General features: G+C 61.9%; 19 protein-coding genes and 5 tRNA genes. 15 read left to right on the top strand and 9 right to left on the bottom strand.

All coding sequences use genetic code 11. The features are described 5' to 3' along the window. Nucleotides 1-90 precede the first annotated feature (90 nt). A complete protein-coding gene (locus tag IMX18_RS17210) occupies nt 91-753 on the top strand; it encodes a thiopurine S-methyltransferase (protein ID WP_217190308.1) in 663 nt (220 codons plus the stop codon). 41 nt (nt 754-794) lie between these two features. On the opposite strand, the gene htpX is transcribed toward IMX18_RS17210, so the two are convergent. Both htpX and IMX18_RS17200 read right to left on the bottom strand, forming a co-directional pair. Continuing rightward, nucleotides 795-1682, bottom strand: a complete 888-nt coding sequence (gene htpX, locus IMX18_RS17205; protein ID WP_003259721.1) for a protease HtpX — start codon at nt 1680-1682, stop codon at nt 795-797. Nucleotides 1683-1958: 276 nt separating this feature from the next. Next, complete coding sequence (locus IMX18_RS17200) at nt 1959-3170, bottom strand: pyridoxal phosphate-dependent aminotransferase (protein WP_013971543.1); 1212 nt, start codon at nt 3168-3170, stop codon at nt 1959-1961. A 167-nt stretch (nt 3171-3337) separates the two neighbouring features. Between IMX18_RS17200 and msrB the strand changes: the two genes are divergently transcribed. Beyond that, nucleotides 3338-3733, top strand: coding sequence for a peptide-methionine (R)-S-oxide reductase MsrB (msrB, locus tag IMX18_RS17195; protein WP_015269381.1), 396 nt, complete (start codon nt 3338-3340; stop codon nt 3731-3733). Between the two features lie 13 nt (nt 3734-3746). Next, a complete protein-coding gene (locus IMX18_RS17190) occupies nt 3747-4235 on the top strand; it encodes a glutathione peroxidase (protein WP_015269382.1) in 489 nt (162 codons plus the stop codon). Here IMX18_RS17190 and IMX18_RS17185 read toward each other — a convergent pair. Then, entirely contained in the window at nt 4225-6582 is a 2358-nt protein-coding gene (locus IMX18_RS17185) for a hybrid sensor histidine kinase/response regulator (RefSeq protein WP_100413649.1), read from the bottom strand. The genes IMX18_RS17190 and IMX18_RS17185 overlap by 11 nt on opposite strands. A gap of 142 nt (nt 6583-6724) precedes the next feature. On the opposite strand from IMX18_RS17185, the gene IMX18_RS17180 reads away from it, so the two are divergent. Further along, entirely contained in the window at nt 6725-7612 is an 888-nt protein-coding gene (locus IMX18_RS17180) for an ATP-binding protein (RefSeq protein WP_015269384.1), read from the top strand. Next, nucleotides 7613-8095 (top strand): GAF domain-containing protein, encoded by a 483-nt coding sequence (locus tag IMX18_RS17175; RefSeq protein WP_015269385.1) that lies wholly within the window; start codon nt 7613-7615, stop codon nt 8093-8095. A gap of 127 nt (nt 8096-8222) precedes the next feature. Here IMX18_RS17175 and IMX18_RS17170 read toward each other — a convergent pair whose 3' ends face one another. Further along, nucleotides 8223-8990 (bottom strand): hypothetical protein, encoded by a 768-nt coding sequence (locus IMX18_RS17170; RefSeq protein WP_015269386.1) that lies wholly within the window; start codon nt 8988-8990, stop codon nt 8223-8225. 287 nt (nt 8991-9277) lie between these two features. Between IMX18_RS17170 and IMX18_RS17165 the strand changes: the two genes are divergently transcribed. The 5 genes from IMX18_RS17165 (at nt 9278) to IMX18_RS17145 (ending at nt 9838) form a co-directional block, all read left to right on the top strand. Next, nucleotides 9278-9353: transfer RNA gene (locus IMX18_RS17165), tRNA-Glu, on the top strand. A 4-nt stretch (nt 9354-9357) separates the two neighbouring features. Then, nucleotides 9358-9433: transfer RNA gene (locus IMX18_RS17160), tRNA-Gly, on the top strand. Nucleotides 9434-9522: 89 nt separating this feature from the next. Continuing rightward, nucleotides 9523-9598 (top strand) — tRNA-Glu (locus tag IMX18_RS17155). 3 nt (nt 9599-9601) lie between these two features. Further along, a tRNA-Gly gene (locus IMX18_RS17150) sits at nt 9602-9677 on the top strand. 85 nt (nt 9678-9762) lie between these two features. Continuing rightward, a tRNA-Gly gene (locus tag IMX18_RS17145) sits at nt 9763-9838 on the top strand. 109 nt (nt 9839-9947) lie between these two features. Here the strand turns inward: IMX18_RS17145 and IMX18_RS17140 are convergent. From IMX18_RS17140 to IMX18_RS17130, 3 genes are all read right to left on the bottom strand, one after another. After that, on the bottom strand, nt 9948-11033 hold the full coding sequence (locus tag IMX18_RS17140; RefSeq protein ID WP_015269387.1) for a fimbrial protein: 1086 nt from the start codon (nt 11031-11033) through the stop codon (nt 9948-9950). Beyond that, entirely contained in the window at nt 11030-13606 is a 2577-nt protein-coding gene (locus IMX18_RS17135) for a fimbria/pilus outer membrane usher protein (protein ID WP_217190306.1), read from the bottom strand. Before IMX18_RS17135 ends, IMX18_RS17140 begins: the two co-directional genes overlap by 4 nt. A 256-nt stretch (nt 13607-13862) precedes the next feature. Continuing rightward, on the bottom strand, nt 13863-14786 hold the full coding sequence (locus tag IMX18_RS17130) for an RHS repeat-associated core domain-containing protein (protein ID WP_217190304.1): 924 nt from the start codon (nt 14784-14786) through the stop codon (nt 13863-13865). 16 nt (nt 14787-14802) lie between these two features. Here IMX18_RS17130 and IMX18_RS17125 point away from each other — a divergent pair, with 16 nt between their 5' ends. After that, entirely contained in the window at nt 14803-16356 is a 1554-nt protein-coding gene (locus IMX18_RS17125) for an autotransporter outer membrane beta-barrel domain-containing protein (protein WP_225903903.1), read from the top strand. A gap of 439 nt (nt 16357-16795) precedes the next feature. On the opposite strand, the gene IMX18_RS17120 is transcribed toward IMX18_RS17125, so the two are convergent. Continuing rightward, nucleotides 16796-17209, bottom strand: a complete 414-nt coding sequence (locus IMX18_RS17120) for a PA2817 family protein (RefSeq protein WP_015269393.1) — start codon at nt 17207-17209, stop codon at nt 16796-16798. A gap of 273 nt (nt 17210-17482) precedes the next feature. Between IMX18_RS17120 and IMX18_RS17115 the strand changes: the two genes are divergently transcribed. Beyond that, on the top strand, nt 17483-17917 hold the full coding sequence (locus IMX18_RS17115; protein WP_015269394.1) for a hypothetical protein: 435 nt from the start codon (nt 17483-17485) through the stop codon (nt 17915-17917). 132 nt (nt 17918-18049) lie between these two features. Here the strand turns inward: IMX18_RS17115 and IMX18_RS17110 are convergent, their stop codons facing one another. Continuing rightward, the gene (locus IMX18_RS17110; RefSeq protein ID WP_217190303.1) at nt 18050-20497 is read right to left on the bottom strand and encodes an acyl-CoA dehydrogenase; all 2448 of its coding nucleotides are present in this window, start codon (nt 20495-20497) and stop codon (nt 18050-18052) included. A gap of 482 nt (nt 20498-20979) precedes the next feature. Between IMX18_RS17110 and IMX18_RS17105 the strand changes: the two genes are divergently transcribed. The 3 genes from IMX18_RS17105 (at nt 20980) to IMX18_RS17095 (ending at nt 23456) form a co-directional block, all read left to right on the top strand. Further along, nucleotides 20980-21603, top strand: a complete 624-nt coding sequence (locus IMX18_RS17105; RefSeq protein WP_137138019.1) for a glutathione S-transferase — start codon at nt 20980-20982, stop codon at nt 21601-21603. Between the two features lie 144 nt (nt 21604-21747). Further along, nucleotides 21748-22680, top strand: coding sequence for an ABC transporter ATP-binding protein (locus tag IMX18_RS17100; protein WP_013971560.1), 933 nt, complete (start codon nt 21748-21750; stop codon nt 22678-22680). Next, complete coding sequence (locus tag IMX18_RS17095; protein ID WP_015269397.1) at nt 22677-23456, top strand: ABC transporter permease; 780 nt, start codon at nt 22677-22679, stop codon at nt 23454-23456. Before IMX18_RS17100 ends, IMX18_RS17095 begins: the two co-directional genes overlap by 4 nt. Nucleotides 23457-23462 lie beyond the last annotated feature (6 nt).

Genomic DNA, 23462 nt, shown 5'->3' with positions numbered 1-23462 from the left:
GACGGTTAAGATGCAATCATCTTCGATCAACTACAGATCGAAATCCAAACCAACTTTTACCGACAAACCATCTAAAAATCAGGAGTGATCATGGAGCCAGCGTTCTGGCAGCAGCGGTGGGCCGACAACCAGATCGGCTTTCACCAGGCGCAGGTGAACCCCTATCTGCAGAGGTACTGGCCAACGCTTGGCCTGGCGCCGGGCAGCCGCGTGCTGGTGCCGTTGTGCGGCAAGAGCCTGGACCTGGCCTGGCTGGCCGGGCAGGGGTATCGCGTGTTGGGCGTAGAGTTGTCGCGGCAAGCGGTGGAGGCATTCTTCTGTGAGCATGGGCTTGAAGCCGAGGTGCATCAGCGCGGGTTTTTCGAAGTTTGGCGCAGTGGTGACGTTGAGCTTTGGTGTGGGGATTTCTTTGCGTTGCAGGCAGGGGATGTCGGTGACTGCGCGGGGCTTTATGACCGGGCGGCGGTGATTGCATTGCCGCCGCAGATGCGTGGGGCGTACATGCAGCTGTTGTCGAGCTTGCTGCCGGCGGGTTGCCAGGGGGTGGTGGTGACTCTGGACTATGACCAGGTTTTGCTGGGCGGGCCGCCGTTTTCGGTGGGGGATGAGGAGCTGCGGCAAGGGTTTGCCGGGTGGCAGGTGGATGAGCTGGAGGCTGAGGAGGTGATTGAGGAAAGCCCGAAGTTTTTGCAGGCCGGGGTATCGAGTTTGTTGGAGCGGGTTTACCGGGTCAGCCGGTGCAGGCAAGCATAAAAAAGGGCGACCGAAGTCGCCCTTTTGTTTTACTGGTTGGATCAACCGCGACGGCGCAGGGCCTCGATACGGTCTTCCAGTGGCGGGTGGCTCATCAACAGCCCGGCCAGGCCATGCTTCAGGCCACCATTGATGCCGAAGGCCTTCATGGTGTCGGGCATGTGCACCGGCAGGCCTTGCTCCACGCGCAGGCGCTGCAGCGCACCGATCATCGCCGCGGTACCGGCCAGCTGTGCACCGGCTTCGTCGGCGCGGTATTCGCGGCGGCGCGAGAACCACATCACGATCATGCTGGCCAGAATGCCCAGGATCAGCTCGGCAACGATGGTCGCCACGTAGTAGGCAATGCCCTGGCCTTCTTCGTTCTTGAAGATCACCTTGTCGACGAAGTTGCCGATGATGCGTGCGAAGAACATCACGAAGGTGTTCACCACGCCTTGCACCAGCGCCAGGGTGACCATGTCGCCATTGGCCACGTGGCCGATCTCGTGGGCCAGCACTGCGCGTACTTCATCGGGCGAGAAACGCTCCAGCAGGCCCTGGGACACGGCGACCAGCGCGTCGTTGCGGTTCCAGCCGGTGGCGAAGGCGTTGGCCTCGTACGCCGGGAAGATACCCACCTCGGGCATCTTGATGCCCGCTTCACGGGACAGCTCTTCGACCGTTTGCAGCAGCCACTGCTCGTGGCGGGTGCGCGGCTGGCTGATGATCTGGGTACCGGTGGTCATCTTCGCCATCCACTTGGAGATGAACAGCGAAACGAGGGAGCCGGCAAAGCCGAACACGGCGCAGAACACCAGCAGGCTGCTGAGGTTCAGGTCGACCCCGTTGGCGGCCATGAACCCGTTGAAACCGAACAGGCTCAGGGTAATGCTTGCAACCAGCACCACCGCGAGGTTGGTGGCTACAAACAACAGAATGCGCATCATGGTTGTTACGTTCTCCTGACGGATGAGTTGTCGCTTACTGCGGGGTATATAAGGGGCCGGCCGTGCCGATTCAATCGGGCGACTATTTCAAACTGTGTACGCCGGAGTATGGCAGAGGATGGCGCGGGGGCTGTGGGATAGAGCGTTGCAGGATGTAAGAAACATCCTGTGGGGTTTTTGGGGGCTGCTTTGCAGCCCATTCGCAGCACAAGGCTGCTCCTACAGGGGCATGCGTTCTCCTGTAGGAGCAGCCTTGCGCTGCGAAGAGGCCATCACTTACTGCGAATAACCTTTCAGGAAATTCCCGATCCGGCCAATCGCCGCCTCCAGGTCATCCACCCGCGGCAAGGTGACCACGCGGAAGTGGTCCGGCCACGGCCAGTTGAACGCCGTACCTTGAACGATCAGCAGCTTCTCCGACAGCAGCAGGTCGAGCACGAACTTCTCGTCGTTGTGGATCGGGCAAACCTTCGGGTCGATCTTCGGGAATGCATACAGCGCACCCATCGGCTTCACGCAGCTAACGCCCGGGATGTCGTTCAGCAACTCGTAGGTGCGGTTGCGCTGCTCCAGCAGGCGGCCCGGTGGCAGCACCAGGTCGTTGATGCTCTGGTAGCCGCCCAGCGCGGTCTGGATGGCATGCTGGGCCGGCACGTTGGCGCACAGGCGCATGTTGGCCAGCATGTCGATGCCTTCGATGTAGCTTTGCGCGTGGTGCTTGGGCCCAGAGATGATCAGCCAGCCGGAACGGAAGCCCGCCACCCGGTACGACTTGGACAGGCCGTTGAAGGTCAGGCACAGCAGGTCGGGGGCCAGCGAGGCGGTGCTGATGTGCACGGCTTCGTCGTACAGGATCTTGTCGTAGATCTCGTCGGAGAACACCACCAGGTTGTGCTGGCGGGCCAGTTCCAGCATGCCCAGCAGCAGCTCTTTGGAGTACACCGCGCCGGTCGGGTTGTTCGGGTTGATGATCACCAGAGCCTTGGTGTTCGGGGTGATCTTGGCCTTGATGTCCTCAAGGTCGGGGAACCAGTCGGCCTGTTCGTCGCACAGGTAGTGCACCGGCTTGCCGCCGGCCAGGCTCACGGCGGCGGTCCACAGCGGGTAGTCGGGGGCGGGGATCAGCACTTCATCGCCGTTGTTGAGCAGCGCCTGCATCGACATCACGATCAGCTCGGACACGCCGTTACCCAGGTAGATGTCCTCGATGCCGACACCTTCGATCTGCTTCTGCTGGCAGTACTGCATCACCGCCTTGCGCGCGCTGAACAGGCCCTTGGAGTCGCTGTAGCCCTGCGCGGTGGGCAGGTTGCGGATCACATCCTGGAGGATTTCGTCAGGCGCCTCGAAGCCAAACGGCGCCGGGTTGCCGATGTTCAGCTTGAGGATGCGGTGGCCTTCCTCTTCCAGGCGCTTGGCGTGCTTGAGCACTGGGCCGCGAATGTCATAGCAGACATTGGCGAGCTTGTTCGATTTGCTGAACTGCATGATGGGATCCCGATTGAGAAAACGCGCTACGCCCCGCCGAAAGGTTTGAAAGGGCAGGAAGCGGGTGCCAGACTGAACGCCTGGCACACGAAGCCAACTAATATACGTGCCACCCGCGCCCCGGAAAAGACGGTGCGCTGTGAAATTCAGCCTGCCGAGGTCCCTACATGCAAAAGATCGAGAAAACCCTGGAACAATGGCGGTCGATGCTCGACCCCGAGCAGTACCAGGTGTGCCGCCTCAAGGGCACTGAGCGGCCGTTCAGCGGCAAGTACAACAGCGAGCGCCGCGACGGCATCTACCACTGCATCTGCTGCGGCCTGCCGCTGTTCGATGCGCAGACCAAGTTCGATTCCGGCTGCGGCTGGCCGAGCTTCTACGCACCCATCGAGGAAAGCGCGATGATCGAGATTCGCGACACCTCCCACGGCATGATCCGCACCGAAGTCACCTGTGCCCGCTGCGATGCGCACCTGGGCCACGTGTTCCCCGATGGCCCGCCACCGACCGGCCTGCGCTACTGCATCAACTCGGTGTGCATCGACCTGCGCCCGCGCGACTGACCGGAGCCCGACCATGGCTGGATCGATACTGGACATCCCCTGCGTGACCCTGGGCGGCGAGCACAAGAAGCTCGGCGACTTCCCCGGCAAGGCGCTGCTGGTGGTCAATACCGCCAGCCAGTGCGGCTTTACCCCGCAGTACAAGGGCCTGGAGCAACTGTGGCAGGCCTATCGCGCGCGTGGCCTGGTGGTGCTGGGCTTCCCCTGCAACCAGTTCGGCAAACAGGAGCCGGGCGATGCACGGGAAATTGCCCAGTTCTGCGAGCGCAATTTCGGTGTGAGCTTCCCGCTGTTCCGCAAGGTCGAGGTCAACGGCCCCGGCAGCCACCCGCTGTTCGTCGAACTCAAGCAGCGCGCCCCGGGCATTCTGGGCAGCCAGAAGATCAAGTGGAATTTCACCAAGTTCCTGGTCGACCCGGCCTCTGGCCAGGTAACGCGCTACGCCCCCACCACCAAGCCGCAGGCCCTGGAAGCGGACATCGAGCGCCTGCTCAGCCGTTGACAGGCACCCAGTGCTCGACCAGCGCCAGCAGCTCTTCACGGCGGAACGGCTTGGCCAGGTAGTCGTTCATGCCGGCTGCCCGGCAGCGCTCGCGCTCTTCGGGCATGGCGTTGGCGGTGAGGGCGACGATTGGCAGGTCGGGCCAGCGACCGCTTTGGCGGATACGCCGGCTGGCCTCGTAGCCGTCCATCACCGGCATGTTGCAGTCCATCAGGACCAGATCGAATTCGTCCTGTTCCAGTAGCTCCAGGGCCTCGGCGCCTTGGGTGGCCAGCTGTACCTGGCAGCCGAGCTTGACCAGCATGCCCTTGGCCACCAGCTGGTTCACCGGGTTGTCCTCCACCAGCAGGATGCGCGCGCGGCCTTGTTCCAGGGTGATGGCTGGGGTCGCCAGCGGGTGTTCGGGCTCATGGCCCTGCAAGGTGCGGCGCAAGGTCTGGTACAGGGCGTTGCGCGCCAGCGGCCGGGCCAGTTGGTGCAGGGGAGCGAGGGCGACCGACTGTTCGCTGGGCAGGAAGTTGCCGTAGGCGGTCACCAGCAAGATCGGTGTTTTCAATGCCGGTCGCAGTTCGAACAGGTGGTCCAGGCTGTCGGTGATCAGCAGGTCGATGGCCGTGGCGTCGAGCCCCGCGCAGCTGTCATGGTGCTGGTAGGCAAGGCCCCAGGCGGGCAACAGGTCCTGCAATAGTTCATCGAGGCCGCTGCCGGCCGTGCTCAGCGCCACCACGCGCCCGTGCAACGGTGCCGGCGCAATGGCCTCGGTGTGCACGGCCAGCGGCAGCTCGGCGGTGAAGCGGCTGCCGAAGCCAGGGTCGGACTTGATATGCAGGTGGCCCTGCATGGCCTTGCACAGGTTGCGTGTCAGCGCCAGGCCCAGGCCGGTGCCGCCGTATTGGCGGGTGATGCCGGCGCCGGCCTGGGTGAATGGCTGGAAGATCCGTGCCTGGGCTTCTTCGGGGATGCCGATGCCGGTGTCGCGCACTTCCAGGCGCACACCACCGACAATGGTCGCCAGGCGCACATCCACGCGGCCGAAGCGGGTGAACTTGAGGGCGTTGGACAGCAGGTTGCTGACGATCTGCCGTACCCGCGTGGGGTCGCCAAGCACGCTGCTGGGGAAGTCGCGGGCGATCAGGCAGGTCAGCTCCACGCTTTGCGCGGTGTTCTGCGATAGCAGGTTGGCAGTGTCCTCGACCATCGAGCCCATGTCGAACGGAATGCGCTCCAGCTCCAGTTGGCCTGCATCGAACTTGGACAGGTCGAGAATATCGTTGAGCAACTCCACCAGCACCTTGCCCGAGTCATGGGCAATCGCCAGTTGCTGGCGTTGCTCGCTGGGCAGCGGGCTGTCCAGGGCGAGGGCGATCATGCCGAGCATGCCGTTGAGCGGGGTGCGGATTTCGTGGCTCATGTTGGCGAGGAAGGCAGCGCGTGCCTGGGCCATGTCCAGCGCCCGGCGGCGGGCTTCTTCCAGCTCCTGGTTGGACTGGCTCAGGCTGCTGTTGCTGGCCTTCAGCTCGTTGGTGCGTGCCGAGACGATATCTTCCAGCTCGTTGAGGTACTGGGTCAGGCGGTTTTCCGCGGTGCGCCGCTGATCGATCTCGGTGGCCATGCTGACGAACTGCTGGTTGGCGACCCTTACCAGTACGCCGATTTCGTCATGTTCATGTCCGGGTGGGCATTGCAGGCGGGTTTGCGTGGGTTTGCGCGGGTCGCTGCCGCTGAGCGCGCCAATTACCGTCACCAGCGGCTTGGTCAGCATCATGTAGAACAGCGCCAGGAGGATGCCGGTCAGCACCAGGCTGCGGGCGAAGCCGTTGAGCAGGGTGATCCCGGCACGGTCGAGAAAGCGGCTGCCGAAGGCGTAGGTGTCCACCTCCAGGTAGAGGGTGCCGAGGTTTTCCTCGGGCATGTGGGTCAGATACAGGCGTTCCTTGAACTGGCGCTGATCGCCGAACAGGAAGTCGCTGAGTGGCCGGTAGCGGTCCTCCAGGCGCGGCCGTTCGACGTCGGCCAGTACCGTTTCGTTGTTGTCGATCAGCCGCGCACGGATGATGGCCGGCGACTCCAGCAGGCCGCGAGTCAGCTCCAGCGCCAGTTCCGAGTCGATGTTGTAGGCGATGCGCGAGGCCGGGTTGTGGCTGATTTGCAGCAAGGCGCGTACTTCACGGTTGATGGACGCGTCTTCGCTGGCATAATCGATGCCGATCTGGATGAGACTGAGCAATGTTCCCAGGATGAAGCCGACCAGGACTGTCAACCGGGCTTGCTTGTATGACAGGCGATTGGTGAACTTTATATCCATGTGTCCCGAGCCGGTTTCACGTCCCTTGCGCTGCGCAAGCATAGCCGAATAGCTCCGGCTGCTGGTGGGTCTGTCTGTTCATTTCAGTTGATTGCCAAGCGGGGGCCGCTTTGCGCCCCTTCGCGGGCAAGCCCGCGAAGGGGCGCGCAGCGGCCCCAAAAAACTGAAATTCGTAGGAGTCGTCATGGACGCTCGCTTGATTGCTTTCCTGGACCGCGCCGAATCGGTCCTGGCCCGCCTCGAACCCCTGTTGCCGGCCCAGCGCCCGAACATCGACTGGGCCACCACCCTGGCCGCGCGCTGGCAGCGCGATGGCCGCAGCGGCTACCTGCTGCCGCTGGAGGTCAGCCTGGACATTCGCCTCAGCGACCTGATCGGCGTCGACCTGCAGCGTGACCAGCTGGGCCGCAACACCCATCAGTTCATCAACGGCATGCCGGCCAACCATGCACTGCTGTGGGGCTCGCGCGGCACCGGCAAGTCGTCGCTGGTACGTGCCCTGCTGGCCGAGCACGCCGGTGCCGGCCTGCGCCTGATCGAAATCGAACGCGACCACCTGGCCGACCTGCCACGGGTGGTCGAGCAGCTGCAGAAGCTGCCGCAGCGCTTCATCCTGTTCTGCGACGACCTGTCGTTCGAAGCCGGGGAGGGCGACTACCGGGTGCTCAAGAGCGTGCTCGACGGCTCGCTCGAGCAGGCTCCGGACAACGTGCTGCTGTACGCCACCTCCAACCGCCGCCACCTGGTGCCGGAAAAGGAGAGCGACAACGAGAACTGGAAGCGCGTGGACGGCGAGCTGCACCCCAGTGAAGCGGTGGAAGACAAGATTGCCCTGTCCGACCGTTTTGGCTTGTGGCTGTCGTTCTACCCCTTCACCCAGGAACACTTCCTGAACGTGGTCGAGCACTGGATCGGCCAGCTTGCGCAAACTGCCGGCCTGGCCTGGCAGCGCAGCGAAGAACTCGACATCCTCGCCGTGCGCTGGGCCACCGGCCGCGGTAACCGTAATGGCCGTTGTGCCTATCAGTTCGCCCGCTACTGGGTCGGGCTGCAATTGCTGGAGCAAAAGTAAATGATCGACCTCAATGCCAGTGGCGCCGGCCTCGACGGCTACAACCTGCTGGCGGCGCAAGTGCAGGCGCTGTTTGCCGACGAGCGTGACTTCATCGCCAATGCCGCGCAGTTTTCGGCGTTCCTCTATAACCAGGTGGATGACCTGAACTGGGCGGGGTTCTACCTCAACCGCAACGAAGAACTGGTGCTGGGCCCGTTCCAGGGCCAGGTGGCATGCGTGCGCATCCCGTTCAGCAAAGGCGTGTGCGGGGCGGCAGCGGCCACCCGGCAGACCCAACGGGTAGAGGACGTGCATGCGTTCCCGGGGCACATTGCCTGTGACAGCGCGTCCAACAGCGAGCTGGTGATCCCGCTGGTGAAGGAGGGCAGGTTGATTGGTGTGCTGGACCTGGACAGCCCGAAGTTTGGGCGCTTCAGCGAGGCGGATCAGGTGGGGCTGGAGCGGTTGGCGGCGATTTTTCTGGAGTTGACCGACTGCTGATATTTGTTGCCTGTACCGGCCTCTTCGCGGCTAAAGCCGCTCCTACAAGGATCGCACCAAGCCTGAGGGCGATGTGGTCCCTGTGGGAGCGGCTTTAGCCGTAAAGAGGCCAGTACAGGTTAATGCATCAGTCGTACATCACCTTCTTCTTCCAGGTCTCTTCCTCATCGGTCTTGAGCCCCTGGGTCAGTTCATTCTGCTCGTCCTCCGCCGGGGCCATGCGGTCCAGCACCTGGGCGTTGGCCCGGGCCAGCAGCTTCTCCAGGTACGTCAGCTGCTCTTCATACACCTTCGGTTCCGGCTGCTTGCGCAGGTACTGCACGCCGCGCTCGAAGGCCAGGCGCGCCTGGCCTGGCTGGTTTTTCTGCAGGGCCTGCTGGCCGAGGTTGTTGAAGAACTCGATATGCAGCAGCACCAGGATATGGCGGATTTCCTTGATCCATTGCTTGGCCTCGGGCGTGGGCAGGAAGCCCTCCTGGGCGGCGCGGGTCACCTGGTTGTGCAACGCCTCCAGCAGGAAGCGCACATCCTTGGCCTTGATCTCGGTCTGGATCGGGTTGGGCGGGTTGTTCACCGGGATTTGCGCACCCAGGGCAATCAGCCTCTCCAGTTCGGCGATGCGCGCCTTGATCTCGGCATTGTGCTTGTCCATCGCCAGTTGACGCTGGTTGAGGTTGAGCTCCAGGCGGGTCAGCAGCAACTTCAAGGCCGGGGTCATGAACTGGCCGGGGAAGGTCTCGGTGATTTCGCCACAGCGGCGCAGGCGGTCGGCCAGCTCGACCTTCATCCGGGCGCGCTCGAGCTTACCGTTCTCGACCACATTGTTTAGGTAGCCGATCACGATCAGCAACGCGATACCCGCCACGATGAGCAGGGTGATCAGAAGTGGTGTCACCGTTAATGCCTCATTGAAGAAGAATTACAGCTTTGAGTGTAGTGAGTTTGCCGGGGGGCGAATAGCGGCTTTAGCCGCGAAAGGGCCGGCACAGGATTGCTTCTCTCTATATCGGCACCCCATCCCGCATCTGCACCCCAACTCACCCGGAAGTCATTGATTTAAATAAATTTCTACAAAGGGGTTGACGCCTGTACGAACCATCCATAGAATGCGCGCCACTTGCAGCGTAAAGCACACAGCGAAACGTGGCAGGGAGTGAAAGCAGGCAGTAATGCCAGCAGCGTGTCCCCTTCGTCTAGTGGCCTAGGACACCGCCCTTTCACGGCGGTAACAGGGGTTCGAGTCCCCTAGGGGACGCCAAATTGCGGGAATAGCTCAGTTGGTAGAGCACGACCTTGCCAAGGTCGGGGTCGCGAGTTCGAGTCTCGTTTCCCGCTCCAGTTTCTCCGGCAGCGCTTCGGCGAGGCAGGAAAAGAAAATCCAGGCTGAATCGTGAGGTTCAAACCTGGTGCACTGAAAAGTGTCGTGTGTCCCCTTCGTCTAGTGGCCTAGGACACCGCCCTTTCACGGCGGTAACAGGGGTTCGAGTCCCCTAGGGGACGCCATTTGCGGGAATAGCTCAGTTGGTAGAGCACGACCTTGCCAAGGTCGGGGTCGCGAGTTCGAGTCTCGTTTCCCGCTCCAGTTTAAATACTGTGGCGTCTATGCGGTGCAGTGGTGGTGAAGGTCTTAAAGGCGCTTCACGCCGATAGCGGTAAGGTTTCACAATGCGGGAATAGCTCAGTTGGTAGAGCACGACCTTGCCAAGGTCGGGGTCGCGAGTTCGAGTCTCGTTTCCCGCTCCAAATCGAAGAACGAAGAAAGGGACGCAAGTCCCTTTCTTCGTTTTTGTCGTTTGTTTTTCTTCGCCATCCAGACCGCAGGGTATTAGCCCTGCGGTCTTTTTTTTGCCTGTCATTTGTAGCTTACGGTAAAGCTCAGTGCTCCCTCGGCCGAACCTGGCTTCACTATCGGCGAGCTCTGGTAGTAGCGGGCGTAAAAGTCCAGGCGGGTGATGCCGATTTCCACGGGCTTCATGCGCACTTCCGCTTGCAGGGGCATGGGGTTGCTTGTGTCGCCGCGCAGCAACTGGATTTCGACCCCGTCGGCGTCCGAGGCGCTGGTCAGGCTGAAGCGCCCTTGCGCGGGTACGGTGGGTTTCGAACCATCGATACCATCCAGCTCTATGTACACATTGGCGGTACCGGGGAGGGGCGCGCTGGCATCTTTGCAGTCAACGAGGTTGATGTGGAAGGGGACGGGTTTCGTCGTTGTGCCAACCCCTTTGAAATCATCGGCCTTGTAGTCGCCCAAGTGTACGGGGTCGGCACTGACTGCATCGGCTTTCAGCGAGCATTGTGCCTGGTTGACTTCCGCTCTCAGGCGATACTCCAGGACCTTGCCCAGGTGATGGATGGACCCATGGAACAGTTCACCGTCGATGCGTTGTGTCCCTGAGGCGATCGGGCCTGTCTTGATGAGCCATGCCTGGCCGTACAGCCTGGAAATTCTCAGGTTGAATGGCCCGGCGCTGGCCATGGTGCCGGTATAAGGGATGGTCGGCCTGCCATGGTCCGGGCGAAAGGTGTTGGGGGCGCTGCCATCGAAAGGGTCGAACAATTCCAAGTACACGCCCACCCCCGCCACATTGGTCTGCATGACATAGCCGTCGACGTTTCTGCCATCTATAGGTGGCAGGCTGCCAGAAAATACCGGAGCGGTGTTGGGCAAGCGGGCGGTAGGTATGTCGAGGTCGTTCCAGAAGCAATTGATGACTGCGCCCTCATTGTTTGTCGTGTCCATTGCGCCGCGGGCGATGACGGTACCGACAGGCGCATCGCGTGGTACCCAGAATGTGCCCATGTCGCGCTCGTAGGTCATGTAGCTGCCGCCCGCATCAAACGCGCAGCCTGCCTGTGCGGCGGTCGTCCATAACCCAAGGGCCAGGCTGCAACCGGCGAGCCACAGGTTGCGGTCCAGGGTGAGTCTGAGCAGTTTCATAAAAGAGTTTCCTGGGGTTTTTCGTCAGGCAGGGCTGCGCTTGCGCCCGCCTGGGGAAGTGGGCAATTCAAGGTTTTCAGGCGGTAACCGCCGTCCTGTTCGAGGGCTTGCGGGTCGATGCTCAGTTGGCAGACGTCGTCACCGGCACCGCCCCAGATCACCTGTATCTGCTGGTGACCGGCCCTGCGCGCCGACACCAGGGCCTGGCCTGCCTGGCCGACGACCCCTAGCGTCACGCCATCGGCATCGACTACCTGGGCACCGAATGGCACGGGGGCGCCATTGGCCTGTAGCAGCGTCAGCACCAGGCGGGATACATGCTCGGCATTGAACGATGCCTTCATCACCGCACCGCGCCGTGGCACGACTTGTTGGCTGGCATTGCCAATCACCAACTCTGGTGAAAGGTCGTCGGTCTGCAGCACCAGATTATTGAGCCGGTAGGGGCGCAGGTACGGGATCAATGCATAGCCTTCGGCATTGGTACGCGCCGCCGGGGTGTTCTGTACACCAACGCCTGGCACGCCGGGTACATGAACCAGCGCCATGGTTTCCCCCAGATGGCTACCGAAGGCCACACCCTCGTCATGCAGCAGCACGGCGCCACTGGCATTCAACGACAGGCTGCGATAATCGCTGGCTTCGGTATAGCCCATGCCAATACTGGCCTGACTGCCCTGATAGGCCATGGAAAGCGCGGCGCTCTTGCGCCCTTGGTTATCATTGGTCAGTGCGGTGTTGTAGCTGAGCCGGCTGTCCAGCAAGCCGCCGTTCAGGCTGGCCCGTTCACTGTAGTGGCCATTCTCATGGCGCAGGTCGAAGCTGGCCTGTTGCTGGCGGCGAAAGTCCAGCGGCAGGTTCAGGCTCAGGCCGAAAGAGCGGCTAGCGTGGTTGCTGGTGTCCAGGGCTTGGGTGGCGAACAGGTTGACCCCCACCTTGCCCAGTTGCGTGTTGTACTGCAACTGGTACTGGCGGCGCTGGTAATTGGTTTGCCAGTAGGTGTCCTGGGAGAAGGTCAGACTCAGCGAACTGCGGTCACCTACGTTCTGGTAGACCGAAGCTTCCAGTCGGCTACGGCGGTTGCCAAGGTAATCGATGTTACTGCTGCGCTGTTGCACGGCCTCGTCGAAATCGCGGTAACCCTGGGTCGAGTAGCGGTAGCCGGCGAAGCGCAGGCTGGTACGGGTCTGGAAGCTTTTGCCGTAGCGCAGGGCAAGGCTGTGTCCCTGAACCTTGCCCTGTTCATGGCCCAGTTCGCTGGTAGCACGGGTGACATCGAACGACAGTGCTCCCAGGTTGCCGACGTCGCGGGCCAGACCCAGCACGCTGGCGTTGTAGTACTCGCTGGAAAGCAGGCCGCCGTACAGAGTGGTGTCCCAGGCACCGCCACGGGCCAGGGTGGCTTGCCAGAAGACCGGGTTGTCCAGCTGCTGCGCACTTTCATATTGGCCAACGGTGGCGCTGTAGCGCCAGATGCCTTCGCGCAACAGGCTGCCCATGGTCGAGTAGGGTTGGGTGAAGCGGCGTACCTGGCCATCGGCTTCGGTGATGACCACTTCAAGCTCACCATGGCTGGACCCTACGCTGAGGTCGTCGATGGCGTAGGGGCCGGGGGCGACGTAGGTAGCATAGATGGGGTAGCCATTGTGCAGCACTTCGACCTTGGCACGGCTTTGCGCCACGCCACGGATTACCGGCGCATACTGCTGCAAGGTGTCGGGCAGCATGCCGCTGTCCGAGGCCAGCTGCGCGCCGGTGAAGCGCACGCTACGGAACATCTCGCTATTGGTGAAGGTTTCACCCAGTGTCAGGTTGGCCTGCAGGCCAGGCAGGTCGCGTTGGGCATAGGTATCGCTACGTGTCCACTGGCGTTCACCGTCGGGCGTCTGGCGCAAGGCCTGCTTGCTGCGCAGGCGCCAGGCGCCCAGGTTGATACCACTGTTCAGGTACAGGTCCTGGCTATTACTGCTGCGGCCGTCGCGCTGGTTGCTGTGTTGGGCTGAGGCCTGGTAGTTGATGAACGCGGCATTGATGCCATTGCTCCAGCGCTCTTCCGGAATGCTGCCCGAACGGTCCTGGCGCAGGGCGATCTGCGGGATCGACAGAGCCAGGTGCAATTGTGCGGCGTTGAACTCGGCGGTTGCCTGCGGGAGATACTGCGCCAGGTCCAGGCACTGCGAGGTGTCGGGCAGGGGAGCCTCCAGCGCTTGTTCACGCAGGTTCAGACTGCGCAGCAACTCGGCCGTGAGGCAGGGTTGCAGGCCGTCGCCGTGGGGGGCTTCGACGAAGTCGAGCTCCTGTTCCGGTAAGGTGTCGAAGTTGAGCGTGAGGTTAACCCGGTAGCGTCCGGGAGGCAGGCGTGCCTGCGTGGCTAGGTGGCGCAGGGCCAGGGCACCCGCTTCGGCGGGCTGGCCGGGTGCCTGGCGCATGAAGCCAGATTGGAAGGCCATGTCGATTTGTTCGGCAGGTGCCGGGCTGGCCAAGGTCAGGGCCAGGCAACCGCCGAGCAGCGGCGGCAGCGGGGCGAGGCGCGGGCGCAACGGCATGAGCCTGCGCCGGTCGAGCTGGAGCATGAGCGAGTCCTGGGTGGCGCCGTCAGACGATGCACCGTTGGGCTCGTGCTAGGCGCCTGGTGCGATATTGGGAGTGGCGTGACGGCAGGTTGCGCTGCGGGATCACGGTTTACAGGCGAGGGCAGGGTAGGGGGGGAAGAGGGGGCGGGAATGTAGGAATAGTCAGTAGTCGTGGTGGAAGGAGTCGATGACGAAGCAGGTGACCCGCTAGCCGGTTCCCGCGGCTTATCAGCTGCGGGAACCGGTGCGATGGGCGTTATCGTTTTGGAGGGGCGGAGATAAAGCTTCCGTCGTCTGTTTTCTGCAAAATGTTGCCCGCTTGGTTATCCAGTGTTGTTAGGTCGAGCTTGAAGATTCGCGGGGGAGCTGGGGCCCTAGTTGCAGTGCGGGCCGCGGCCTTTGTTGCATTTTCGGCACTAAGGGCCGCTGAGGTACTTGGTCCGTCGCTTACTAGCCCTGACGTAGGCGTAGGCGTAGGCGAAGACGTAGGTGTAGGCGTAGCTGTAGTGGTCGGGCTTCCTGGGGCAGTGGTTTGGGTTGCTGAGGTAAATTTCACGTCCCGTACGGATGTGCGAGGCTTGAATTTGAAAATTTTAACAGGGTTATTGATTACCTTAACCTTAGTCGCAACGTTGACCGCGGAACTACTAACCGACTTCGCCGACTTCACCGCCTTCACTGCCGCCCTCGTCGATGCCGAACCGTAGCCGCCGGCATACATGCCAATGACGCTGAACACTGTACTGATGTGGAACAGCGCATCCGACAGCTCAGGGTTTTCAATCCTCTTTGCAGTTCCCACACCCTGGAGCACGGCAGCGACACCGTTGGACGCTACCCCTACAACACCCGCCACATAGCCGGCCGTGATGCCGAGGGTAGCCGGTGCCGTCCATGGCATGGCGATGGCCGAGACCACGAAGATGGCGGCGGTCGCAGCCACACCAAGCCAGACGTACCACGGTATCTTGGGTTTATCATCCGAGATGATCTCCAGCGGCGCTTCGCGGCCATGTGTCACCGGTTGGCCACGGTGGCCTGTAGGGTCTTGCCAGTAGACCGGGTTACCCAAGGCATAGCTGTACGGGTTGATGCCGGTTTCTTCGGGGGGGAGCGAATCTGGGCTATGGAAGCGCATCAGGCGTGGGTTGTAGGCCCGAAACCCCAACGCCAGGCTCAATGCGGTGGGCGCTTCAATGAATGATGTTGCTGTCGGTACTGGTGCGCACCTGAACATGCAAGCCAGCACGATCGAGGCCCAACGGGCGGATGGTGTCGATCTGGTGGCGGGCGCCTCTGCCAGCATCGCCGGCAACTCTCGGGTGGTCAGTGACCGCTTTGGCTTACGCTTGCAGCATGATGGCAGCACTGGTGCTTCGGCCTTGGTCTCCGACAGCCATGTCGAGGGTGGCAGGGCCGGGGCTCTGGTGTCCGCCGCATCACGTCTGGTGCTGCAGGGCAGCACGCTGGTTGGCAACGGCACGGCACCGGCAGCCCAGTTGTTTGGCAACGCCGAGCTTTCGGCACAGGGCAGCTCGGTGGTTGGCGCCACTGACGGCTTGCTGGTACTTGCCGACCCCACGTTCTCGGGGGCCGCCAGGATCAACTTGGTTGGCTCGCGGGTCGAGGGCCAGGATGGTTCGGCGATTGTCGTGGGGCACTCCCTGATCGGCCCGACCAAGGCGGACATCGTCGTTGCCAGTGGTTCGAGCCTGGTGGCGAGCAACGGTAACCTGCTTGAAGTGGTGGGAGGGTCCGAGGCCACCATGACTGTGGACAATAGCCACCTGGTAGGGGATGTACGGGTCGAGGCAGGTTCCAGTGCGGCCCTGATCCTGGACAATCAGGCCAGCCTGACCGGGCACCTGGAGAACGTGGCCGGTTTGACTTTGAACAACCAGGCGCGCTGGAACATGGTACAGAGCAGTCAGGTTGGCAGCCTGGCCATGAATGGTGGCGTGGTCCGTTTCGGTGAGCCAGGGCAGTACCAGCGCTTGACGCTGGGTACGCTGGCCGGTAGCGGTACCTTCATCATGGATGCTGACTTCACAACCGGTGCGACAGACTTCCTTGAAGTAGGCAACGCTACCGGTAGCCATAGCCTGCTGGTGGGTAGCAGTGGTGCGGACCCCGTGAGTGAGAACGCCCTTCACCTGGTGCATGCGGCAGCAGGTGATGCCAGCTTCTCTCTGGTTAATGGCCCGGTGGATCTCGGTGCATTTTCCTACGAGTTGGTACAGCGTGGTAACGATTGGTTCCTTGATGGTACGCGTAAAGTGATCAGCCCTGGCACTGCATCGGTGCTGGCGCTGTTCAATACCGCGCCCACCGTTTGGTACGGTGAATTGACCACCTTGCGCAGCCGTATGGGCGAATTACGCCTGGATGAGCGCAAGGCAGGGGGATGGGCGAGGGCTTATGGCAACAAGTACCAGGTTTCGGACAATGCGGGCAGCCCCTACAGCCAGGTGCAGCGTGGGTTCTCGATCGGGGTCGATGCGCCACTTCCATTCGGTGACGGCCAGTGGCTGGCCGGTGTAATGGCGGGCCACAGCTCATCTGACCTGGACCTGATTCGCGGCAGCTCCGCTGAGGTCAAGAGCTATTATCTGGGGCTTCCTTATTGGGCTCCACGTAGTTTTGTGCTCTATCCAGGATGGCAAGCGCTATTCCTTTCGCGGCATCCGGGTCGATTCTGTCAAGGCCATATAGCTTTGTACCTGCTGTATCGTAAACGGGCTTGTACGTGACATAGCCATCTTGAGTGCCGACCACACAGCCGGCACCTGGCGTGACCTTCAAGGCGAAACGAACCAGCTTGGACTTGCTACCTGTAGCTGGGAAGTCCTCCGCTCGCAGGCTGCCCATTTCAAGCCTGGGGATGCTGGTTCCGGTTCCTGGGATGACCAGGTCGATAGGGCAGGTACCACCGGGTTTGATCGAGCCGGCGAAGGTGATCGTGCCTGTATCTGCAAATGCTGTGCTGCTTGCCAGGCCAAAGGCGATGGCGAGAAGGGTTTTTTTCATTTTCTGATCCTGGGGGCGAAAAAACGGGCCGAACAGACAAAAACTGTTCGGCGTGCAGGATAGAAAGGGGGGCGGGGTGAAGCTGTAGGCGAAGTCTACCTTTGGTGAGGTAATTGGAGACATTGCAAGGCGCGCTCGCAAGCGTGTGGTGTGCTGTGCATATCAGTGCTGGGTATTGTCGCCATGAGCTTGGCTCATCAATCGCTTCTGCTGGTGCCAGTCGAACGCTTCGCCGCTCTGCTCGGCTTCGTAACGACGTTCTTCCAGCTGCTGGTACAGGTCCAGCTCTTCGTCGGGCATGTAGTGCAGGCAGTCACCCCCGAAGAACCACAGCAGGTCGCGTGGCACCAGGTGGGCGATTTGCGGGTAGCGCTGGATCACCTGGCAGATCAGGTCCTGGCCCAGGTACTGGCTTTCCAGCGGGTCTTGCGGTAGCAGGGTCAGCAATTCGTCGAAACGCTCGAGAAACAGGGTGTGGCTTTCCTCCGGTACCTGCTCGGCTTCACCCAGAGCCACCAGAATGGTACGCAGGTGGTTCAGCAGTTGCAGGTGGTATTCCAGGTGGGGGTTGGCCATGGGGGCGGTCCTCGGGGTAGTTGAAACGGGGGCGGAGTATACGCCGGTTGAGGGCGGGTTGGGGACGGTGGTGGCTGCTCCGCTCCATTGCGCCTTGTGATTACCCGATGCGGCATGGTCGGCGAGCACCGCGTGCGAACCATGGACCTGTCAATTCTGCCAGGTGCGCACGCACGGGTATTGATCTAGATTCAAGCCCACACAATGACACTGCACCGTTGCTGGCGGTGATAGGCGTTCAGGGCACTCAATCTTCCACGCGAGGTGCGTATCATGGAAAAGGGCAACACCCCGGCACAGAACGGTGCCATCATCTTCTGGCACGAGTCCAACGTCAGCCATGGCCTGACCTTGCCAGCAGAGGGCAGTGGCGAAAGGGCCAACAAGACGGTTGATGCGACCAACAGCGGTATTGCGATGAGCGACATCCCTTCTGCCTCGACCATTACGTTGAAGTATAGAAAGGCCCCAGACGATTGGGTTGTGCACTCATCCATCACATTCTTGACCACTCACAGGCCAGCGTCGCTCGACCGGACCCAATACAGCTATCTGCAGGGAACCTATTCCGTTGGCGACTTCGTCAGCGAAGGCCTGGGCCTGAAGGTGATTGCCAAAACGGGCTCAGCTCTCCTCCAGGCTGATATGAAAGCGAACCATCAAATAGATTGTGAAGTTCAGCTTTCCAAGTTCCCACCCAGTGCCTGAGCAGCCCTCAGGCACACGCGCTGTATTACGTGTTGCCAAGGTGTGGGACATTTCCCAAGAGACGGGGCCGCTTTGCGCCCCGTCGAAACACAAGACCGCTGTACTCCAAAATCGCGTCTGGCAATCAGCAGGTCAACGTACCTTGCCCTGCCCCAGTAGCAACTGCGTTTTGTCGAAGGCGTCCACATCGATGATCGCGCGGCGGGCTTGCTCGGCTTCACGCAATCGTTGCCCCTCGGTCGGCTGCAGTGCACCATGCTCGACTGCCGCATCGATCAGCGACTGCCCTGGTGCCGGCTGCACCTTGCCCTCCTTGATCGCCTGATGAAGTGCCTTGTACAGTGGCACGGTTTCATCCAGCAAGTCGCAAGCCCGTTGCAGCGCTGCCACCGGGTCGCCCTCGCCCTGCGGCCTGAAGCAACCAGCAAGCAGCTCTTCCAGCGCCGGGTCGCCCTTGCTGCGGCCGATCAGCGCCGCCACCTCTGCATCCAGTTCATCGCTCGGCCCGGTATGACGGCGGCCGAAGGGGAACACCAGTATCCGCAACGCGCAGCCGACAAAGCGGTTAGGGAAGTTGTCGAGCAGCCGGTCCAGGGCTGTTTCCGCCTGGCCCAGGCTTTCCTCCATCGCCCAGCGCAGCAAGGGCTGCATGTGTTCCGGTGAGCCCAGGTCGTGATAGCGCTTGAGCGCGGCGCTGGCCAGGTACAGGTAACTCAGCACATCCCCCAGCCTTGCGCTCAGCCGTTCGCGGCGTTTCAGTGCGCCGCCCAGCAGCATCATCGACAGGTCAGCCAGCATGGCGAAGGCCGCTGCCTGGCGATTGAGTGCACGGAAGTAGCCTTGGCTCAGGGCATCGCCGGGCACGGATTCCAGTCGCCCCAGCCCCAGGCTGAGTATGAGTGTGCTGGCCGCATTGCCGGCGGCGAACATGATGTGTTTCATCAGCAGGTAATCGAATTCCCTCAATGCCTGATCGCGGTCCTCGCGCCCGGCCAAGGCCATTTCCTTGAGCACGAACGGGTGGCAACGGATGGCGCCCTGGCCGAAGATCATCAGGTTGCGCGAAAGAATGTTCGCCCCCTCGACGGTGATGAAGATCGGCGCCCCTTGCCAGTTACGGCCCAGGTAGTTGTTCGGGCCCATGATGATGGCCTTGCCGCCGTGTACATCCATGGCGTGCTGGATGCACTCGCGGCCACGCTCGGTGAGGTGGTACTTGAGGATCGCCGACAGCACCGAAGGCTTCTCGCCCAGGTCCACGGCCTTGGCGGTCAGCAGCCGCGCGCTGTCCATCAGCCAGGCGTTGCCGCCGATGCGTGCCAGCGACTCCTGGATGCCTTCGAAGGCAGCCAGCGGGACATTGAACTGTTCGCGGATGTTGGCGTACTGGCCGGTGACCAGACTGGTGTATTTGGCAGCGCCAGTGCCCACGGCCGGCAGGGAGATGGAGCGGCCTACCGACAGGCAGTTCATCAGCATCATCCAGCCCTTGCCGAGCATGGCCTGGCCACCGATGAGGAAATCCAGCGGCACGAATACGTCCTTGCCGCTGTTGGGGCCGTTCATGAACGCGGCGCCCAGTGGCAGGTGGCGCTTGCCGATTTCGACGCCGGGCGTGTCGGTAGGGATCAGCGCCAGGCTGATACCCAGTTCTTCCTGCTCGCCCAACAGGTGGTCCGGGTCGTAGGCCTTGAACGCCAGGCCCAGCAGGGTGGCGACGGGACCGAGGGTGATATAGCGCTTTTCCCAGTTCAGCCGCAGGCCGATGACCTCTTCGCCGTTCCATTGCCCTTTGCAGACCACGCCGGTGTCAGGCATGGCGCCTGCGTCGGAGCCGGCCAGCGGGCCGGTGAGGGCGAAGCAGGGTATTTCATCGCCACGCGCCAGGCGTGGCAGGTAGTGGTTGCGTTGTTCGTCAGTGCCGTAATGCAACAGCAGTTCGGCCGGGCCGAGCGAGTTGGGCACCATCACGGTGGAAGCCAGGTCGCCGCTGCGGGTAGCCAGTTTCATCGCCACCTGGGAGTGGGCGTATGCCGAAAAGCCTTTGCCGCCGTACTCCTTGGGAATTATCAGGGCGAAGAAGCCATTCTGCTTGATATGCGCCCAGGCTTCGGGCGGCAGGTCCATGTCCTGGCCGATCTGCCAGTCGCTGACCATGGCGCACAGTTGTTCCGTCGGGCCGTCGATGAATGCCTGTTCTTCTTCGGTCAGCTGTGGAGCCGGGTAGGCGAGCAGGGTGCGCCAATCGGGACGGCCGCTGAACAGTTCGCCGTCCCACCACACGGTGCCGGCGTCGATCGCCTCGCGCTCGGTCTGCGACATCGGCGGCAGGGTGCGCTGGAACCACTTGAACACCGGATCGGTGAATACCTTGCGGCGCCATTCCGGCAGCGCCACCAGGGCGACTTTCAGGGCCAGCACTATCCAGATCAGGGTCAGCAGCCAGCCGGGAGCACTGCTGAAAATGCCCATCAGCAGTACATAAGCCGCCATGATGCCAAGAATCTGCAAGGGCGCCAGGCGCCGGTGCGTGAGGTACGCCGCGCCGATCACCAGCACTACCAACCACAACAGCAACATAATCGGTCCTCCTTGGAACCAGGGGGGTAAGCCGTCCCAGACAGCTTAGACGCAATGCTGAGAATGGCCGGGTCAGAACAGTGACAGGGTATGGCGGCGGGAGTTTCAGGGCATTGTTTGTCTGTGCCGGCCTCTTCGCGGGTGAACCCGCTCTCATAGAACAACACATGACTCATTGGTTCGGCGAGGTTCTGTAGGAGCAGCCTTGTGCTGCGAAGAGGCCGGGGCTGACAAAGCCTGTCTATTGGCTGTACCGGCCTCTTCGCAGCACAAGGCTGCTCCTACAAAGGACGCGTCAGACGAGCGATATTTGTTCTCTGCGCGAAAGCGCAGCCCAAAGGGCTGGGCAATCTCCCACAGGTACTGCACCACTCTCAGGTCTGGCGCAGAACCCTGTAGCGGGTTTACCCGCGAAGAGGCCGGTACAGGCGACGAAAGTCTGGAGTAGACTGCACCACCTCCGCATTCATTAGGACGTTGCCATGCTGAAGATCTGGGGTCGCAAGAATTCGAGCAATGTGCGCAAGGCGCTATGGATCGCCCACGAACTGGGCCTGGATTTCGAGTCGATCGACGCCGGCGGCGCCTTCGGCGTAGTCAACGAGCCGCACTACCGCGCGCGCAACCCCAATGGCCTGGTGCCGATGCTGGAAGACGGCGACCTGACCCTGTGGGAGTCCAACACCATCGTCCGCTACCTGTGCGCCGAGTACGGTGCGGAGCAAGGCTGGTACCTGGAAGACCCGCGTCAGCGCGCCCTGGCGGACAAGTGGATGGACTGGACCACCTCGTCCTTCGCCACGCCGTTCCGCCCACTGTTCTGGGGCCTGTTGCGCACCCCGGAAGACCAGCGCGACTGGGTGGCGATCAACGCTGCGCACAAGCAATGCGCCCAGTTGCTGGCCATTGCCGACGAAGCCCTGGCCAAACAACCGTACCTTTCCGGTGACCAGATCGGCATGGGCGACATCCCACTGGGTAGCTTCATCTATGCCTGGTTCGAAATGCCCATCGAGCGCCCGGCCATGCGTCACCTGGAGGCCTGGTACGAGCGCCTCAAGGCCCGCCCTGCCTACCAGGCAGCGGTAATGACTGCGCTGACCTGATCGAACACCACGGCCACTTCGATAGTCATTATCAATACACATGACTGTACTTGTGCGGCCAGGCCAAGCACCATTGGCCGCACTCACTGCGCCAGTGCCTTTACCTGGCGTGTCCTGCACCTTTTTCTCGGTAAGTGACCCGCTATGAGTTCCGCCCTGTCCATCCGACAGCTGACCAAGACCTACGGCAACGGCTTCCAGGCCCTCAAGGGCATCGATCTGGATGTTGCCGAAGGCGACTTCTTCGCCTTGCTCGGCCCCAACGGCGCGGGCAAGTCCACCACCATCGGCATCCTCTCCACCCTGGTGAACAAGACCAGCGGCACGGTCAACGTGTTCGGCCACGACCTGGACCGCGAGCCGTCGGCGCTCAAACGCTGCCTGGGCGTGGTGCCGCAGGAGTTCAACTTCAACCAGTTCGAGAAAACCTTCGACATTGTCGTGACCCAGGCCGGTTACTACGGCATCCCGCCCAAGGTGGCCAAGGAGCGTGCCGAGCAGTACCTGACCCAGCTCGGCCTGTGGGACAAGCGTGACGTGCAGTCGCGTTCGCTGTCGGGGGGCATGAAGCGCCGCCTGATGATTGCCCGCGCGCTGATCCACGAACCGCGCCTGCTGATTCTCGACGAGCCCACCGCCGGTGTGGACATCGAACTGCGTCGTTCGATGTGGAGCTTCCTCACCGAGCTGAACCAGAAGGGCATCACCATCATCCTCACCACCCACTATCTGGAAGAGGCCGAGCAGCTGTGCCGTAACATCGGCATCATCGACCACGGCACCATCGTCGAGAACACCAGCATGCGCCAGTTGCTGGGCAAGCTGCATGTCGAAACCTTCGTGCTCGACCTCAGGCAGGACCTGGCCACTGCACCGGTGCTGCAGGGCTACCCGTGCCGGTTGCTGACCCCGCACACCCTGGAAGTGCAGGTGGACAAGGACATCGGCATCACTGCGCTGTTCGGCCAGCTGGCGCTGCAGAACATCGAGGTGCAGAGCCTGCGCAACAAGACCAACCGACTCGAGGAGCTGTTCGTGTCCCTGGTGGAAAAAAACCTGTCGAAGGTGGCCGTATGAGTGTGGAACTGCGCACCAACTGGGTCGCCCTGAATACCATCGTCTACCGCGAAGTGCGGCGCTTCCTACGTATCTGGCCGCAGACCCTGCTGCCGCCAGCGATCACCATGGTTCTGTACTTCGTCATCTTCGGTAACCTGATCGGTCGGCAGATCGGCGACATGGGTGGCTTCAGCTACATGGAGTACATCGTGCCGGGGTTGATCATGATGTCGGTGATCACCAACTCCTACGGCAACGTGGTGTCGAGCTTCTTCGGCAGCAAGTTCCAGCGTTCTATCGAGGAGTTGATGGTGTCGCCGGTTTCGCCACACACCATCCTCGTCGGTTATGTGCTGGGTGGCGTGCTGCGCGGCTTGGCGGTGGGCGTGATCGTGACCTTCCTGTCGCTGTTCTTCACCCATTTGCAGGTGCACCACCTAGGCGTGACCGTGGTCGTGGTACTGCTGACCGCAACCATTTTCTCGCTGCTGGGCTTCGTCAACGCGGTGTTCGCACGCAACTTCGACGATATCTCGATCATCCCGACCTTCGTGCTGACGCCGCTGACGTACCTGGGCGGGGTGTTCTATTCGATCAACCTGCTGCCGCCGTTCTGGCAGACCGTGTCGTTGGCCAACCCGGTGCTGCACATGGTCAACTCGTTCCGCTACGGCATCCTAGGGGTGTCGGATATCAGCATTGGTACGGCGATTACCTTCATGCTGGTCGCCACCGCGGTGCTCTACCTGGTGTGCGTTCGCCTGCTGGTCAGCGGCCGCGGCATGCGTGCCTGAAGCCTT

The sequence above is a fragment of the Pseudomonas shirazica genome (assembly GCF_015168335.1).
In the GTDB taxonomy this organism is placed as follows: Bacteria; Pseudomonadota; Gammaproteobacteria; order Pseudomonadales; family Pseudomonadaceae; genus Aquipseudomonas; species Aquipseudomonas asiatica.
This window is presented reverse-complemented; position numbering and strand designations above follow the sequence as displayed.

What these genes read in the sequence shown, in the direction of transcription:
- IMX18_RS17100 (WP_013971560.1), top strand. Translation starts at nt 21,748, where the DNA reads ATGAGTTCCGCCCTGTCCATCCGACAGCTGACCAAGACCTACGGCAAC.
- IMX18_RS17190 (WP_015269382.1), top strand. Translation starts at nt 3,747, where the DNA reads ATGGCTGGATCGATACTGGACATCCCCTGCGTGACCCTGGGCGGCGAG.
- htpX (WP_003259721.1), bottom strand. Translation starts at nt 1,682, where the DNA reads ATGATGCGCATTCTGTTGTTTGTAGCCACCAACCTCGCGGTGGTGCTG.
- IMX18_RS17095 (WP_015269397.1), top strand. Translation starts at nt 22,677, where the DNA reads ATGAGTGTGGAACTGCGCACCAACTGGGTCGCCCTGAATACCATCGTC.
- IMX18_RS17120 (WP_015269393.1), bottom strand. Translation starts at nt 17,209, where the DNA reads ATGGCCAACCCCCACCTGGAATACCACCTGCAACTGCTGAACCACCTG.
- IMX18_RS17200 (WP_013971543.1), bottom strand. Translation starts at nt 3,170, where the DNA reads ATGCAGTTCAGCAAATCGAACAAGCTCGCCAATGTCTGCTATGACATT.
- IMX18_RS17210 (WP_217190308.1), top strand. Translation starts at nt 91, where the DNA reads ATGGAGCCAGCGTTCTGGCAGCAGCGGTGGGCCGACAACCAGATCGGC.
- msrB (WP_015269381.1), top strand. Translation starts at nt 3,338, where the DNA reads ATGCAAAAGATCGAGAAAACCCTGGAACAATGGCGGTCGATGCTCGAC.
- IMX18_RS17105 (WP_137138019.1), top strand. Translation starts at nt 20,980, where the DNA reads ATGCTGAAGATCTGGGGTCGCAAGAATTCGAGCAATGTGCGCAAGGCG.
- IMX18_RS17185 (WP_100413649.1), bottom strand. Translation starts at nt 6,582, where the DNA reads ATGCTTGCGCAGCGCAAGGGACGTGAAACCGGCTCGGGACACATGGAT.
- IMX18_RS17140 (WP_015269387.1), bottom strand. Translation starts at nt 11,033, where the DNA reads ATGAAACTGCTCAGACTCACCCTGGACCGCAACCTGTGGCTCGCCGGT.
- IMX18_RS17175 (WP_015269385.1), top strand. Translation starts at nt 7,613, where the DNA reads ATGATCGACCTCAATGCCAGTGGCGCCGGCCTCGACGGCTACAACCTG.
- IMX18_RS17135 (WP_217190306.1), bottom strand. Translation starts at nt 13,606, where the DNA reads ATGCTCCAGCTCGACCGGCGCAGGCTCATGCCGTTGCGCCCGCGCCTC.
- IMX18_RS17125 (WP_225903903.1), top strand. Translation starts at nt 14,803, where the DNA reads ATGAATGATGTTGCTGTCGGTACTGGTGCGCACCTGAACATGCAAGCC.
- IMX18_RS17110 (WP_217190303.1), bottom strand. Translation starts at nt 20,497, where the DNA reads ATGTTGCTGTTGTGGTTGGTAGTGCTGGTGATCGGCGCGGCGTACCTC.
- IMX18_RS17180 (WP_015269384.1), top strand. Translation starts at nt 6,725, where the DNA reads ATGGACGCTCGCTTGATTGCTTTCCTGGACCGCGCCGAATCGGTCCTG.
- IMX18_RS17115 (WP_015269394.1), top strand. Translation starts at nt 17,483, where the DNA reads ATGGAAAAGGGCAACACCCCGGCACAGAACGGTGCCATCATCTTCTGG.